The organism is Sphingobacterium sp. HJSM2_6, assembly GCF_049316305.1.
Taxonomy (GTDB): domain Bacteria; phylum Bacteroidota; class Bacteroidia; order Sphingobacteriales; family Sphingobacteriaceae; genus Sphingobacterium.
The window spans coordinates 13,528-29,743 of record NZ_JBMOXB010000010.1; the positions used below are offsets into that span (position 1 = coordinate 13,528).

The 16,216-nt window shown below is 35.6% G+C and carries 15 protein-coding genes; 13 read left to right on the forward strand and 2 right to left on the reverse strand.

The window, feature by feature from the left end:
* Positions 1-245 precede the first annotated feature (245 nt).
* From ACFRAE_RS10170 to ACFRAE_RS10185, 4 genes are all read left to right on the forward strand, one after another.
* Positions 246-2,168, forward strand: a complete 1,923-nt coding sequence (locus ACFRAE_RS10170) for a polysaccharide biosynthesis protein (RefSeq protein ID WP_422797046.1) — start codon at positions 246-248, stop codon at positions 2,166-2,168.
* 91 nt (positions 2,169-2,259) lie between these two features.
* Positions 2,260-4,245: a DNA primase gene (dnaG, locus tag ACFRAE_RS10175; RefSeq protein ID WP_422797047.1), complete on the forward strand. Its 1,986-nt coding sequence runs from the start codon at positions 2,260-2,262 to the stop codon at positions 4,243-4,245.
* The gene (locus ACFRAE_RS10180; RefSeq protein ID WP_422797048.1) at positions 4,245-4,598 is read left to right on the forward strand and encodes a YraN family protein; all 354 of its coding nucleotides are present in this window, start codon (positions 4,245-4,247) and stop codon (positions 4,596-4,598) included. The genes dnaG and ACFRAE_RS10180 overlap by 1 nt, the downstream gene beginning before the upstream one ends.
* Before the next feature lie 11 nt (positions 4,599-4,609).
* Complete coding sequence (locus tag ACFRAE_RS10185; protein ID WP_422797049.1) at positions 4,610-5,650, forward strand: glutaminyl-peptide cyclotransferase; 1,041 nt, start codon at positions 4,610-4,612, stop codon at positions 5,648-5,650.
* Positions 5,651-5,727: 77 nt separating this feature from the next.
* Here ACFRAE_RS10185 and def read toward each other — a convergent pair whose 3' ends face one another.
* Positions 5,728-6,945, reverse strand: a complete 1,218-nt coding sequence (gene def, locus ACFRAE_RS10190) for a peptide deformylase (RefSeq protein WP_422797050.1) — start codon at positions 6,943-6,945, stop codon at positions 5,728-5,730.
* A gap of 95 nt (positions 6,946-7,040) precedes the next feature.
* On the opposite strand from def, the gene ruvX reads away from it, so the two are divergent.
* From ruvX to ACFRAE_RS10205, 3 genes are all read left to right on the forward strand, one after another.
* Positions 7,041-7,454 carry a Holliday junction resolvase RuvX gene (gene ruvX / locus ACFRAE_RS10195; protein WP_422797051.1) on the forward strand — a complete coding sequence of 138 codons (414 nt, stop codon included), beginning with the start codon at positions 7,041-7,043 and terminating at the stop codon, positions 7,452-7,454.
* Position 7,455: 1 nt separating this feature from the next.
* Positions 7,456-7,890 carry an rRNA maturation RNase YbeY gene (ybeY, locus tag ACFRAE_RS10200; protein ID WP_422797052.1) on the forward strand — a complete coding sequence of 145 codons (435 nt, stop codon included), beginning with the start codon at positions 7,456-7,458 and terminating at the stop codon, positions 7,888-7,890.
* A 111-nt stretch (positions 7,891-8,001) separates the two neighbouring features.
* The gene (locus tag ACFRAE_RS10205) at positions 8,002-8,670 is read left to right on the forward strand and encodes a DUF2490 domain-containing protein (RefSeq protein WP_422797053.1); all 669 of its coding nucleotides are present in this window, start codon (positions 8,002-8,004) and stop codon (positions 8,668-8,670) included.
* Between the two features lie 85 nt (positions 8,671-8,755).
* On the opposite strand, the gene ACFRAE_RS10210 is transcribed toward ACFRAE_RS10205, so the two are convergent.
* Positions 8,756-9,175, reverse strand: coding sequence for a nucleoside-diphosphate kinase (locus ACFRAE_RS10210; protein ID WP_422797054.1), 420 nt, complete (start codon positions 9,173-9,175; stop codon positions 8,756-8,758).
* A 141-nt stretch (positions 9,176-9,316) separates the two neighbouring features.
* On the opposite strand from ACFRAE_RS10210, the gene ACFRAE_RS10215 reads away from it, so the two are divergent.
* The 6 genes from ACFRAE_RS10215 to ACFRAE_RS10240 all read left to right on the forward strand — a co-directional run bounded on the left by ACFRAE_RS10215 (position 9,317) and on the right by ACFRAE_RS10240 (position 16,195).
* Positions 9,317-10,165: a 4-hydroxy-3-methylbut-2-enyl diphosphate reductase gene (locus tag ACFRAE_RS10215; protein WP_422797055.1), complete on the forward strand. Its 849-nt coding sequence runs from the start codon at positions 9,317-9,319 to the stop codon at positions 10,163-10,165.
* 93 nt (positions 10,166-10,258) lie between these two features.
* Entirely contained in the window at positions 10,259-11,293 is a 1,035-nt protein-coding gene (hemH, locus tag ACFRAE_RS10220) for a ferrochelatase (protein ID WP_422797056.1), read from the forward strand.
* Positions 11,294-11,296: 3 nt separating this feature from the next.
* A complete protein-coding gene (locus tag ACFRAE_RS10225) occupies positions 11,297-12,553 on the forward strand; it encodes a metallophosphoesterase (RefSeq protein ID WP_422797057.1) in 1,257 nt (418 codons plus the stop codon).
* A 453-nt stretch (positions 12,554-13,006) separates the two neighbouring features.
* Positions 13,007-13,951 carry a glycoside hydrolase family 43 protein gene (locus ACFRAE_RS10230; RefSeq protein ID WP_422797058.1) on the forward strand — a complete coding sequence of 315 codons (945 nt, stop codon included), beginning with the start codon at positions 13,007-13,009 and terminating at the stop codon, positions 13,949-13,951.
* A 53-nt stretch (positions 13,952-14,004) separates the two neighbouring features.
* Positions 14,005-15,042, forward strand: a complete 1,038-nt coding sequence (locus ACFRAE_RS10235; protein ID WP_422797059.1) for a family 43 glycosylhydrolase — start codon at positions 14,005-14,007, stop codon at positions 15,040-15,042.
* A 25-nt stretch (positions 15,043-15,067) separates the two neighbouring features.
* Positions 15,068-16,195, forward strand: coding sequence for a glycoside hydrolase family 43 protein (locus ACFRAE_RS10240; RefSeq protein WP_422797060.1), 1,128 nt, complete (start codon positions 15,068-15,070; stop codon positions 16,193-16,195).
* Positions 16,196-16,216 lie beyond the last annotated feature (21 nt).

Consider the following 16,216-nt stretch of genomic DNA (forward strand, 5'->3'; position numbering starts at 1 on the left):
AATGGTGTCCTTTTTTATTATCTTCAAAACTTAAATTGAGGGTTGATTGGTTTTATTCTTTAGCAGCTATGTTGATACATTCAACTTAATGTTAACGATTACCATCTTTTAGGATGGAAAATAATTTTATTTTTACTTTCAAACATTTCTGAGAGTGGCATCAACTTTGTTGTATGGCATTGTAGCTAACCCCGTTTTTTCTAGCGATATGCTATGCTAGGTGCATATATTAACAAAGTTTACGAATGAACATTACCGGTTTAAGAAAATATTTTCGCAAGGATAGCCCAAGATGGGTAATATTAATTATTGATTTACTTATCGTCATCTTTTGTTATTATTTGTCCAATTATGTAATCAATAGTTTCAAAGGTCGATTTGCGGTCGAATTGATGGTGAAAAAATCCTTGGTGGTTACAGCACTTTATGCCCTTAGTTTTATTTATTTTTCAACCTACAAAGGCATTGTTCGGCAAACTGGTTTTCGAGATGCTTGGCGCATTTTTAAATCGGTTTTCATTGCTTGGGGTATATTGATGCTTATTTCTTTCATTGTACGTTTAAATTATGATCAAACGACAGATATAGGCCAACATTTTCGCTTGTCTTATGCTGTTTTGTTTACGCATGCCTTCTTTACGATGGTCTGCTTAGTGGCAGCCCGTATATTTTATAGAACTATTCATGAGCAAATATTTTTTGCAGGTCGTGAAGTGGAATATGTGTTAATTTTCGGCGCTGGGAATATGGGCATGATTACTTTAAACTTGCTCCGCAATGATAATCGCAGGAAGTTTAAGGTAGTGGCTTTTGCGGATGATAATCCCAATCGAATTGGGAAGTTAATCAATGGCTATAAGATTTTGAACATGAATCAGCTGACCGAAGGTTATGTTGTGAAATTAAAAATAGACAGCATCATCATCGCTTTGGATGATAATAATAAAGATAGACTGTCTAAAATTTCTGCACAGATAGAACCCCTCCCTGTAAAATTGAAAATTATGCCTTCTTCGGCCAAATTAATGAATGGAAAGGTGGCTTCAAGACAGATCAGAACTTTGAAAATAGATGATTTGTTAGGACGTGAAGCCATACGTTTGGAAAATCCTATCATTCACGAGATGTTTCAGGGCAAAGTTATCCTAGTTACTGGAGGTGCAGGATCCATAGGTTCTGAACTGGTTCGACAAATTGCATTTACTAATTTTCAGCAATTGATCGTGATAGACCAAGCCGAATCAGCGTTATACGATATTCAACAAGATTTATCGATGCATGCAGACAAGAATATCCTGTATATGGTAGGCAATGTGCGAGACCGACACTTTATGGATATGGTTTTTGAACAATACAGACCTCAGATCGTTTTTCATGCTGCTGCTTATAAGCATGTCCCTTTAATGGAGCAAAACCCTTACGAATCCATATTAACCAATGTATGGGGTTCTAAAAATGTTGCCGATATGTCCGATAAGTATGGGGTTGAAAAATTTGTGATGGTTTCTACCGATAAAGCGGTCAATCCGACGAATGTAATGGGAGCTACGAAACGCGTTGCTGAAATTTATGTGTCTGCGGTTAATAAACAGAGCAAAACAAATTTTATAGTGACTCGTTTTGGGAATGTATTGGGATCGAATGGTTCGGTCATTCCTTTGTTTGAGAAACAATTAAAACGTGGAGGTCCTTTAACAATTACCCATCCAGATATTACACGTTATTTCATGACGATCCCAGAAGCCTGTCAGTTGGTTCAAGAAGCCGGTGTCATGGGTAACGGTGGTGAAATCTATGTGTTTGATATGGGGAATCCTGTTAAAATTATGGATCTGGCCATTCGTATGATTCGATTGAAGGGTTTCAATTATCCTCAAGATATTGGAATAGAAATAACCGGTTTGAGACCTGGGGAAAAAATTTATGAAGAATTGCTTGCCGATAATGAGAACACAAGCAAAACGCATCATGAGAAAATTATGATTGCTAAAGTTCGATTGGATCAATTGGATGAGAAAAAGAACTTAATTGAAGACTTATGTAAGCAAGTTTGTAATCAACATGCAGAACAAAATCCAATGCTTCTTGTTGAGTTGATTAAAGAAATTGTTCCAGAATATATTTCAAAAAATTCAATTTTTGAACAGCTTGACCAAGTAAATGGCTAAGCCCATTAAAAAAAGTTAAATTCTTACAACCTAGCTTTTCTTATGACTTGGTGTCTTATCTTTGTAAATCAACAGATAAATACAATAATCCGTGATTAAGCAAGAAACCATCGATAAAGTCTTAGATACTGCCCGTATTGAGGAGGTTGTTGGAGAATTTGTAGATCTTAAAAAAAGAGGATCTTCACTCATAGGGAATTGCCCATTCCATAATGAAAAAACGCCATCATTCTATGTTTCCGTTTCTAAAGGGATTTATAAATGCTTTGGATGTGGTGCAGGTGGGGACTCGCTAAAGTTCGTCATGGATCATGAGAAGTATGCATACCCTGAGGCGATTCGTTTTTTAGCCAACAAATATAATATCCCTGTAGAGGAGGTGGAGCGTAGTGCTGAACAAACAGAAGTTCATGATAAGCGCGAAAGTTTATACGTCATGAACCAATGGGCGGGTAAATTCTTTAAAACTCAACTTTGGGATACGGATCTTGGAAAATCTATTGGACTCAGCTATTTTCATGAGCGTGGTTACCGTGATGACATCATAAAAAAGTTTGAATTAGGCTATTCACCTGATGTTTGGACAGGTTTAGTGGATCAAGCTAAGGAAGATGGTTTTCTAAATCGGAATTTGGTGGAACTGGGATTGGCGGTTGAACGCGATGATAAATCCTGGTATGATCGCTTTCGTGGTCGAGTAATTTTCCCTATACATAATTTAACGGGTAGAATATTAGGTTTTGGTGGCCGGACACTTAAAAGTGATAAATCTACACCTAAGTATGTAAATTCTCCGGAGAGTGAGATTTACCATAAATCGAATGTGTTATATGGTTTGCATCTTGCAAAAAAAGCAATCCTTGATAAGGATGTTTGTTATTTGGTGGAGGGATATGCTGATGTTATTTCTTGTCATCAAGCTGCTGTGGAAAATGTGGTGTCTTCTTCTGGAACCTCATTAACAACGGGACAGATTAAGCTTATAGCACGGTATACCAAACAGGTGGTCATCTTATACGATGGCGATGAGGCTGGAATAAAAGCTTCTCTTCGCGGAACAGATATGTTATTGGAAGAGGGACTCAATGTAAAAGTTCTCTTATTTCCAGATGGGAATGACCCAGATTCTTATGTTCAGCGTTATGGAGCATCTGCTTTTAAAGAGTATATCCAAAAACATCAAGAAGACTTTGTCTTTTATAAAACGAATATATTATTGCGTGATGCTCAAAATGACCCTATTAAAAAAGCGGAGGTCATTCGGGAGGTTGTGCAAAGTATAGCTTTAATTCCTGATGAAATTAAAGTTTCGATTTACATCAAGCAATGTAGTAGCTTATTGGATATGGAAGAGCGGATTTTACTCAGCGAGTTGAATAAAATCCGGATAGAAAAGTCGAAAGCCAGGGAACGTAAGGAGAGCCATCAGCAACAACAAGCGGAAGCGCAACAATCGGAACAGGAGGAATATATACCGGCGGAAATGTTGGCTGCTATGCAGGCGGAAGGTATATCTTTACCTAATCCAGTAAATTCCACTTTGACCCCAGAGATACGGATGGAAAAAGAGTTGGTGCGGGTATTGTTAAATTATGGTCGAGAATTAGTGACTTGGGAAGGAGATGGTGATATCCCTGTTGCTCCATATTTATTAGCGAGTTTGAGTGATGTGGAATATAAAGATCAAGCCTGTCTGCTAGTTATTAAAGAATTTCAGAAACAATCGGAAGATTTCCAAGTCCCAGAGGCAAAGTTTTTCTTTTCGAATGAAAATGCGGAAGTAGCGGCTCTAGCAATCGATTCATTGGTGAATAAATATGAAATCAGTCCCAATTGGAATGATGATAAACGCAAGATTCATGTTCCATTGGAGCAAGAGCAATTGAAGGATCTTGTTAATCAATTGGTTTATCGTATGAAAAAAGTGAAGATTGAAGTGCAAATGCATCAAATTAGAGAGGAATTGAAATCGATTACGGATGAAATGGAGATCCAAATATTAATAGCAAATTACCAAAAACTGAAAGAAGGCGAGAAACTATTAGGAACCTTATTGGGAAATACCATCGTCAAATAATGGGTAAAACATATCGCAAAACGTTAGGAGATAAGGGTGAAGAAATGGCGGTTTTATTTCTAAAAAAATTGGGATATGAAATAATTGAATTAAATTGGAGGTATAAAAAATTAGAAGTAGATATCATTGCGCTAGATCAGCAAGATTTGGTATTTGTTGAAGTTAAAGTACGTTCAAACGCATCACATGTTCTTATTTCTGATCTGATCTCTGAACATCAACAAGAAAACCTTGCCCGTGCAGCAGAATCCTATATGATGGAAAAAGGATATGAAGGACAAATACGATTTGATTTCCTCTTTTATATAAATAATAAATTGCATTATATGAAAGATGCATTTTGGAACTATTAAAAGTTATGAACATGAAGATTACAGCCAAACTTTGTTTATTGGTAACTATTATTTCAGTATTAAGTTGTAAAACACAACAGGGTAAATTTGAATTCCTTACTCCTAGCACTGGAAGTCGAGTGCTGAAAGGGGAGAAGATTCAACTTAAATTAAATTTCCCTAATCCAGCAGTAGATTCCGTTGTATATGCTATTGATGGGAATGTTTTTGAACGTAAGGTTGATACGACGACGGTACTGTTTGATTCGAACGAAATCGGGTATGGTAATAAAAGATTGAGCGCTACGGTATATGCTGCCGGAAAGGAGGATATAACCTATAGTGAATTATTAATTGTACCGCCTGCACCTAAGCCATATGCTTTTGAAGTGGTCCAAACGTATCCCCATGATCCTAATGCATTTACGCAAGGATTGTATTATGATGGAACTATTTTGTACGAAAGTACGGGAATGAATGGCCGTTCTTCTATTCGTAAGGTTGAATTGGCTACAGGGAAGGTTTTGTTGAAAAAAGACTTAGAAGAAAAGTATTTTGGTGAAGGTATGACTGTGGTAGGTAATGAAGTTTTTATGTTGACTTGGGAGAGCAATATTGGATTTGTTTTTAATAAGCAGGATTTTAATACGATTAAAACATTCGATTATCAACAGTCAAAACAGGGATGGGGCTTAACTTATGATGGGACCCGCTTTATAAAATCGGATGGAAGTAATAAATTATTTTTCTTAGATAAGTCTTCTTTAAAAGAAACTGGTTTTATTCAGGTTTTTGATGATAATGGACCTGTAGATAGCATAAACGAATTGGAATATATAGATGGTAAAGTATATGCTAATTTATATCATGCAGATAAAGATATCATCGTGATCATCGATCCCAATACTGGAGTGGTCGAAGGGAAAATCAATTTTGTTGGATTATATGATGGCAAACGAGCTTCTACGGGAAATGAAATGAATGGAATTGCCTACAAGTCGGATGCTAAATCATTATTGGTGACAGGGAAAGATTGGACGAAATTATATGAAGTTAAGTTAAAGGATCGTTAATCATCCATTAAATCATAATACAAAAAAGCCTTTCATTGGAAAATGAAAGGCTTTTTTGTATTATTTGCGATTAAAAATTAAGGTCTTAAGCTTCCTTTAGGAATAAATAATTGTGTTTTTTCATTCAAAGTTTCCCACTCCTTTTCGGATTGTTCGGCTAATCGATCTGGAAATAGTATGCCGTAAAGGTGATCTACTTCATGTTGAAAAATAACAGCTGTAAATCCTTCTATATTTTCTTCAAGTAAGTTGCCAGCGGTATCAATGTATTGTAAACGAATAGAAAAGCTTCGATAGACATCTTGCCTTTGGTCGGGAATAGATAGGCAGCCTTCAGCGCCTACGCGAGTAAGCTTTGACCTCCAAATAATTTTTGGATTGATATAGAATTCAAAAGGTTCATTTTCTTTATCAAATCGCTGCACCCAAATTACATTTTTATTGATACCTACCTGAGGTCCTGCTATTCCAACGCCTTGATGTTTGGGATCTTGTACTGTTTTTAACATTCGAGAAGCCAACTTTGCCAATAAGGGGTCGTTAAATTTAATATCTTCAGAAGGTTTCCTAAGTGTTTTTAATTCTTCCTCATCTGTAGTTAAATAAACATGCATAACGCTTAATTCATCAGCAGATTCAATAATTTTTTCTTCAGTAGAACTGAAGTTTTTTGCAGCGTTTTTATTCACAATACGTTCGTTTTTTGGTCCATTATATTTTTTTTCTCCAGCGTCAATAGTGATGTTCAAATTGTTTTCTTGAAGAGGTTGTGGACATCTGTACCCATTACTATAAGCGCAATAAGGATTGTACGCTTTATTAAAATCAATTTTAAGTTGATTGTTTGTGATGTCTTCTATGGATAAATCTAAATACCTGCCTCCATCATAGGTTAATTCTCCATTGGATAAATCTGTAAACGGTACAAATAAATGATTTTGATAGGCTGGGTTTTGAAATAAACTTACACTTTGATAAGCGGTAAGCGTAAATTCTTGATTGTCTATGTGGAAATGGAGTAGGGCATAGCGTTTATACTCATTGGAAGTGCCATCATATGTGGGCATTCTGAAACTGGATTCATTCATGAGAACTTCTACCTTGGCCTGTACGACCATTCTTTCATTTCCAGGAAAGTAATTTAAATAAGGGATTTGGTTTTTTCTCAATGGGCCATAATCGGATTTGGTCATTTCCTCTGCTTTTAATTTTCTATATGTTTGAACTTGTTGCTCAAAACTTTGAGCACTTAACAGAGTAGGAATCAAGAGAAGTATATAGATGAATCGAGCCATGAGTAAATATTATCTACCAAAGTTATCGCTTATTTATCAAGTTTGGAATATTCAGAGTTATAAAACATTAATTGTATTTTTGTAAAAAAAAAGAAATGAGGTTAATGGCATTTGATTATGGTACAAAACGTATAGGGATCGCAGTTTCAGACTCATTACAAATAATAGCAACTTCTTTAACCACCATACATCCCAATGACCTATGGGATTTTTTAAAAGAGTATTTGTCAAAAGAGGAAGTTGAAACATTTGTAGTCGGTAAGCCCCTGCAGTTAGATGGATCTGCTTCTCAATCTGCCCCCCATGTTCTTGGTTTTGTGCGAAAATTAAAAAAAGTTTACCCACACATTCCAGTTGCGGAAATTGATGAACGATTTACTTCTAAAATTGCTTCACAGACCATTGCACAATCGGGGATGAACAAGAGTAAAAAGCAAAATAAAGAAATGGTGGATCGGATTTCGGCTACTTTAATTTTGCAAACATATATGGAATCAAAAGCATTTTAAAATGGGTTTAAAGGATATTCATTTTTTTACTGAGGATGTAAATTACAGGGTAAAAAATAAACAGAATTTACGTACTTGGATTCAAGGTACTATAAAGTCAGAAAATTTCAAACGTATTGGGGAGTTGAACTTTATTTTTTGTTCAGATGCCTACCTTTTAGATATTAATAAACAATACTTGAACCATGATACTTTTACTGATATTGTAACATTCGACTCCTCAGAAGAGGAGGCCGTTATTTCAGGGGATATATTTATTTCTGTAGAGCGTATTCAGGAGAATGCTCTAAAATTTAATGTCTCTCAAGAGGATGAATTGCATCGCGTGATCATTCATGGAGTTCTACACCTGTGCGGCTACTTTGATAAGAAAAAGGAAGATAAGGAATTGATGACTTTGAAAGAGAATACGTACCTGTCCACTCGGGTATTCTAATCGACTTGAAAAAAGAAGATAAGCTTATTTATTCAATAGCAGAGTACGTTCTATAAAGGTATTGTTACAGTTAAGCAAGTCTGAATTGCGCATTTTGATTTATTTTCGGTCATGCGCAAACTTTTATTAATTTCTACATTTTTATTTTTAGTCAACTCATCATTTGGTCAATCGACTAAAGGATGGCTGATTTATTTTGGCCAATCAAATTTTAAAAACAGCAAATTTAATTTGCATCATGAGCTGCAGATTAGAGATCATCAAGTAATTGGGGATCATCAGCAAACATTAGGTCGAATCGCGGGTCAGTACAAATGGAAGCCGTATTTTCAAGTGTCTCTAGGTTACGCCTATGGCTATTCGGAGGCCGAAGGAGAACCAAACCTTCCTTTTTCAGAACATAGGATTTATCAGGAGGGCCTTTTCTCTCATAAAGTGAGTAAATTGGGTTTACGGCATCGAATACGTGTGGAGGAACGGTTTGTAGAAGGTCAGGAATTTCAATCTAGATTTAGATATTGTCTTTTTTTAGATATACCATTGACCAATAAAGAAATGAACAAAGGAGGAGTATACCTAGCATTTTATGATGAGTTGTTCTTAAATATAGATAATCCGATGACAGAATCTCTTTTTGATCGGAATAGGGCATATGCTGGTTTGGGGTTTAAGGCTAAAGATCAATTGGGCTTGCAATTGGGGTATATGATGCAGCATGTGGGGAAATCTAAATTGGGGAACCATTTACTTCTTTCCATTCATCAGCAAATAAACTGGTAAGTTTCAAAAAAAACTAGACAGTATATATAAGCAAAAGGGGATCATACCATATATGATCCCCTTTGCTATTTAAATATTAAATTTCTTAGAATCTTTCAAACTGAGAAAAATAGAAATTTCCTTCTATTTCTGCATTTTCATCGGAGTCAGAACCATGAACTGCATTCGCATCGATTGATTTTGCATATTTATTTCTGATCGTTCCTTCTGCTGCTTTTGAAGGATCTGTAGCACCAATTAAGGTACGGAAATCTTCTACTGCATTTTCTTTTTCAAGAATCGCTGCAACTATTGGACCTGAAGTCATGAAACTTACTAAATCTGCATAAAAAGGACGTTCTTTATGTACAGCGTAGAAATTACCTGCATCTTCAGCGCTTAACTGAATGTATTTCATTGCGATGATTTTAAATCCGCCTGCAATAATATCGTTTAAAATTGCTCCAATGTGACCATTTGCTACTGCATCTGGTTTAATCATTGTAAATGTTCTGTTCGTTGCCATGTTATTGAAAAAATTTTCACAAAGGTACTTATTCAATCAGGAAATTCCTATCCCAAGCATAAACTTTCCAATGAAAAGGACTTGCTGGTATAGGTAATAAAATTATTGACTCATGCTATTAAAATTCGCTAACTTTGTATTATGTCAAAAAACCTACAAGTAACTATCGATAAGGATTCCGGATTTTGTTTTGGAGTAGTATACGCTATTGATATGGCTGAAGAGATTTTGGAAGAGGATGGTTATTTGTATTGTTTAGGGGATATTGTGCATAATGATGAAGAGGTAGCACGATTGAAAGCGAAGGGTCTTCGAATTATTTCACATGAGGATTTGCAAGATCTTCAAAATGAAAAAGTGTTAATCCGTGCTCATGGGGAAGCGCCTGAAACGTATAAATTCGCATTAGAAAATAATATTACACTTATTGATGCCTCTTGTCCTGTGGTATTGAAATTACAGAATAGAATAAAAACCTCTCACGATGACCAAGAGAAAATACTAATTTTTGGAAAACATGGGCATGCGGAAGTAATTGGTTTGCAAGGGCAGACAAATAATGAGGCTATTGTTTTTCAGGATATTGATGAGTTAGATCAGGTCGATTTACCATCGAAATTCACACTTTATAGTCAAACAACGAAAAGCGTCGATAAGTTTTATGCTATTAAAAACGAGTTGTTAGCTAGAGGGTATGAGGTAAAAGCAAATGATACCATTTGTCGCCAAGTATCCAATAGATACGAGGATTTGGAGAATTTTTCAAAACAGTATGATAAAATAATATTTGTTTCCGGTAAAAAATCATCTAATGGAAAAGTGCTTTTTGATGTGTGCCAATCGGTAAATCCCCAAACTTATTTTGTGTCAGATCCAAATGAATTAACCGCCGATATCTTTTCATCAAATGATACCGTGGGAATATGTGGGGCGACTTCAACCCCTATGTGGCTCATGAAAAAGGTAAAAGAAACCATTGAAGGGATGTAATCGTCATCTTAATTTAAAATTCAATAGTTCAGTCTCTTAAAATTAAACCGCAAAACTCCTTTTGCTATAAATAATGTTACTTTTGTGCTACGTATGAGTAACAAAGCAAAAAAGGGTGTGCTTCTGGTGCAACTTGGTACTCCTAATGCACCAACTACCAGTGAAGTAAGAAAATACCTGACCGAATTCTTAATGGATCCACGAGTAATGGATATTCCAACAATTTCAAGAAATCTTTTAGTGAAAGGTATTATTGTGCCGAAAAGAGCCTCTAAATCTGCAGAAACATATGCTACTATTTGGGATGATCAAACGGGTTCTCCACTCATGTATTACAGTGAGTTACAGCAAAAAATGCTTCAGGAGTCTTTGGGTCCAGAATATCAGGTAGAATTAGCTATGCGTTACCAGGAACCTTCTTTGCAAAGTGTATTGGATAAACTGGAGAGCATGTTTTTAGATTCTTTGTTGGTAATTCCACTTTTTCCACAATATGCTTCAGCGACTTCTGGTTCGGTTATCGACCGTGTCATGGAAATTATACGTAAATGGCAATATTTTCCTAAACTAAATTTTGTAAGTAGTTATTGCGATAATTCGTTAATGGTGGATGTGTTTGCGGAACATGCCCAAAAACATGATTTAGCTTATTATGATCATTTCTTATTTAGTTATCATGGATTACCTGTACGTCAACTTGGGAAGATTGACCCTAAAAAAGAATTGAAATGTCCAGATTTTGGATGTGACTCATGTCAAAAAGAAATTAATAATTTCTGTTATCTTTCCCAATGTTATGCCACATCAAGGGCTATAGTCAAGAAATTAAATATCCCAGAGGATAAATATACCGTCTGTTTTCAATCTAGGTTAGGGAAAACACCATGGATTCAACCCTATACTTCTGATACTTTACATCAACTTGCGAATGAAGGGAAGAAGAAATTATTAGTTTTCAGCCCTGCTTTTGTTTCCGATTGCATAGAAACATTGGATGAAATTCAAGTGGAATATGCGAATGAGTTTAAAGAGATGGGTGGTGAAGAAGTACACATGGTAGAAAGCTTAAATGATAATCCTATGTGGATTGAAGCTTTGAAAAGAATGGTTTTGGAAAATGGAAATTAAAATATGCTTAAACTAAACGCTTTCATATTATTTGTAATGGATTTTTACATATTCTTTGCCTTAAGGGCAACGAATATCAAATTCATGAGAACTCGCTGGTTCGCCTTTTTGTGGTGGGGCTATTCTATTGCATTGTTAACAGGATTGTTTATTTCATTTCAGTATGCTATTCCATTAGCTGTACGATCGATAATACTAGTTGCTTTCTTTTTGACTGCCGTTAGTAAATTCGTTTATGTTGTCGTGCTAATTATAGATGATATAAGACGAGGAGGAGTATGGATTTCTCGATTAGTTAATCCTGACAAAACTAAATCTAGTGAAGAACGGATTGATGATATTGATAAACCTTTGCCAGAAGTTGCTAAGAAAGGAATTTCACGTTCCGAATTTTTATTGAAATCAGGAATTGTTGTCGCAGCATTACCAATGGTACCTTTAGCTTGGGGGGTTATTTCAACAGCTTATGATTATCGAATTAGAAGACAAAAGTTAGTTCTTCCAAACCTGCCGAAATCTTTTCATGGGTTAAAAATTGCACAAATTTCTGATGTTCATTCGGGGTCTTTTTATAATAAAAAAGCAGTTTTAGGCGGTGTTGAAATGTTGTTAAACGAAAAACCTGATGCTATATTTTTTACTGGAGATTTGGTGAATAATGTTGCCAACGAGATGAGGGATTATCAAGACATCTTTGCAAAACTAAAAGCAGATTTAGGAGTTTACTCAACTTTAGGTAATCATGATTATGGTGATTATTATTATGGAAAAAATGATTCTATTGAGAAAAGTAGAAATCTAAAAAGCATCATTGATACTCAAAAAGTGATGGGTTGGGACTTGTTGATGGATGAGAATAGAACAATAAAAATGGGTAGTGACGAAATTTCCATTGTAGGGGTTCAAAATTGGGGTACTGGAAGATTTCCAAAGAAAGGAGATTTGAAGAAAGCACTAATGGGAACTGAAGATAAAGCAGTGAAATTATTATTGTCACATGATCCTTCTCACTGGCGTGCTCAAGTATTGGAGACAGATGTAGACGTGATGTTTGCTGGTCATACACATGGAATGCAATTTGGTGTCCGAGGAGAGCATTTTCAATGGAGTCCGGCTAAATATATCTATAAAGAGTGGGCAGGTCTATACGAAGAGGGACAATCCAAATTATATGTGAACACAGGTTATGGTTTCTTAGGTTATCCAGGTCGTGTGGGAATAGCTCCAGAAATTACTATTTTTGAATTAGTAACTGCTTAAAGTAGTAAACGTTATTTTTCGAACCCATATTCGAAGGAATGTCACCCATATTTTGGTGACATTTTTTTTGTCCCTATAAGAAAAAACCAGTTATTAAAAACCCTGCCTCCTTGAGGTACTATTTAATTTATTCTAGCATAGTCTCACAGGTTTTATTTACTTTTAACTTATACTAATGAAAGATCTATGATTATTTTTAAACCTACTACCTCCGAATTTCGCTGTCAAACAGCCATGCAGTGTTAGCTTTAATCAAGAGATAATAGAATGAGCAGTTTTGTAAAATAATCATTAAAACTGTATGAATAATCGTTTTAGTTTAATAAATTAGTAAACTTTCTATTCAAATAAACTTATTAAAACTAACCAGTAAACTGTCAAATGGAAGTATATTCTCCTGTTTTTAGGGCTCTAAGTCAACGGCATTTATTTTGTAAAGCTACTTGTCTCCTTTTGCTAACTATCGTTTTCTTTAACCTCAATACACATGCTAAGGTAAATTCCAACAAAGAGTGTGCACTATCTGATAGTTTAAATAGTCCTGTATATTTTGGCGATCCCTTTATTTTACTTCATAATGGAACCTACTATGCATATGGGACTTCAAATCCAAATGGCATAGATGTTTATACCTCTGATGACTTAATGAATTGGAAAGAACCAAAACAAAAAATGGCTCTAAAGAAAGGGGATGTATGGGGTGAGAAATGGTTCTGGGCTCCAGAAGTTCATTATTACCAAGGTAAATTCTATATGTTTTACTCTGCAGAAGAGCATATTTGTGTCGCAGTTGCAGATCATCCCTTAGGTCCGTTCACACAAGATATTAAGAAACCCATGATCGCCAATGAGAAATGTATTGATAATAGTCTGTATGTCGACAATGGTAAACCGTATATGCTTTATGACCGATTTAACGATGGGTTGAATGTGTGGATTGCAGAATTGGAACCCGATCTATTATCTATTAAAGAAGGTACTGAAAAGCCCTGCATTCATGTTTCACAAAAATGGGAAGAGGTATGGCCTAGGGTAAATGAAGGACCATTTATTATAAAGCATAAGAAAAAGTACTTTATGACTTACTCTGGGAATAGTTATGAAAGCCCATTTTACGGTATAGGTTATGCTACGGCCGATCAAATTACAGGACCATGGACCAAATATGCACATAATCCCATCCTTCAAAAACCTAAAAACTTAGTAGGTGTTGGACATAGTGCAACATTTAAAGATAAAGAAGGAAATTGGCGAGTGGTTTTCCACGCCCACCATAGTCAGACGAAAATTCATCCTCGAATAATGTATATTAGTACTATAACCTTTAAAAAGATAAACAATGAAGAGGTTATGCAGATTGATTCCAACTATTTAACGCCTAGACTACTAAAGAATTAAAGATGGGGATTTTAAAAAAACACATGAATTATGTCCTGTTTTCATTGTTTATAATGATCAACATTAGTTGTTCTAGTATCTCCAATTCAAGAAGTGTAGCCGTTCCTGACTCCACACTCCCTAATCTTAATACGTTTAAAAATCCTGTTTTTGAACCTGTGTTGGCTGATCCTACGGTATTAAAAGATCCGAATACGAATTTATTTTATGCATATGGTACTCAAGATAAAATGGACAATAGTGGAGTATCATTGCTTGTTCCCATTTTAGAATCTGCCGATATGGTTCAATGGAGATTAGTGGGTACAGCTTTCCAAGAACGTCCTAATTGGAAGAAAAACGGTGGAATATGGGCCCCTGACATCAATATGCTCAATGGAAAATATTATTTATACTATTCACTATCTACATGGGGGGATCCAAACCCCGGCATTGGATTAGCAATTTCGGATAGTCCAAAAGGTCCTTTTGTTGATCAAGGAAAATTGTTTGATAGTAAAGACATCGATGTGCCGAATTCAATAGATCCATTTTTTTATGCAGAGAAGGGTAAAAACTACCTTTTTTGGGGCAGTTTCAGCGATCATGAAAATCAAGGCACATTTGCTATTGAGTTAACTGCAGATGGGAGAAAAATAAAAAATAAGCATAAGGTTAAGATTGCAGCAGGTGATTTTGAAGCGGTAACCATCTATAAAAAAGACTCTTATTATTATTTTATAGGCTCTAAAGGGTCCTGTTGTGAAGGAGCAAATAGTCAATATCATGTATTAGTAGGGCGATCAAAAAATATTTTGGGGCCCTATAGTGATCAAAATGGGGCTGACTTAAAAACACGTGGAAAAGGAACCTTAATATTGAGTGGAAATGAGTTAATTGCAGGTCCAGGTCATACCTCTAAAGTAATAAAAGATGCTGCGGGTAAAGAATGGATTTATTACCATGCTATTGATAAAAAGCAAGGAAAGCTTGCAAATGGCACAAATAGAAGGATGTTAATGTTAGGAGAGCTGATGTGGAAAGATGGTTGGCCCAATATATCAAATGGAATTCCAACCCTCAACCCTGTAAAAAAGCCAACTATAAAGTAGTTTTTTAAATCTGAACGCACTGATTATGATGAAAAAAAATAGAGTTGATTCGCTAAAAACCATTGCAGTTAGGCATTTTCTGCTGTTTACAATGCTGCTGATGGGTCAGGGATTATTATCCAAAGTAGTAGCGCAAACTTTACCTGGAAATCCATTGAATATCCCTTTTGGGGATCCTTATATCTTGTTTGATGCCGATAGTAGTAAATATTATATGTTTGGCACCGGTGGAACTCCAAATGGATTTGTGGTCTATTCTTCCAATGATCTCAAAGATTGGGTACATTCAGGTGTAGCATACAGCAATGTACAAGAAAAAGCCTGGGGGATCAAGGATTTTTGGGCTCCTGAAGTTTATAAGTGGGGAGATAAATACTATATGTTTTATTCTGCGCATTGGAAGGACAATCCAAATAATGAATTAGAAAATTATAAAATCGGAGTTGCAGTTTCCGACAAACCAACAGGTCCTTTTGAAGATTTTACTGGCGCACCCTTATTTGATCCAGGCTACCCGATTATTGATGCAAACGTTTTTATTGGCGATAATGGTAAAATGTATTTATACTATTCTAGGTGCTGCTATAAGCATCCCGTCGAATCTGAAATTGCACAATGGGCGAAAGATAAAGGGATGTATAAGGAAATTGAAGAAAGTTGGGTTTACGGTGTAGAATTAAAATCAGATTTGTCTGGAGTAGTTGGAAAGCCCAAATTGTTACTAAGACCTCCAGTGAAAATGAATGATAAACAGGCCGAGTGGGAAAGCCGATCGGTTACCTCTGGTGAAATTAATAGACGCTGGACCGAAGGATCCTATTTATTCAAGCATAACGATACGTACTATATGATGTATTCTGCCAATCATTTTGCAGGAGAAAATTATGCAGTTGGCTATGCGACCTCAAAAAGTCCATTAGGGCCTTTCAAGAAGTCCACTACGAATCCTATATTACAGAAAAATACAAGCAATGGTGGCGATGTGACTGGTACAGGACACAATTCACTGTTATTTGCCGCAGACGGAAAAATATATTGTGTCTACCATGCGCGAACATCAAAAACTGGAAATCAACGATTAGTATTTATAGATCCATTAGAGATCACGAAAGAAGGGCAGTTGAAAATACATGGTCCTAGTACATCCAATTAATTGATTTTGTAACTTATACAG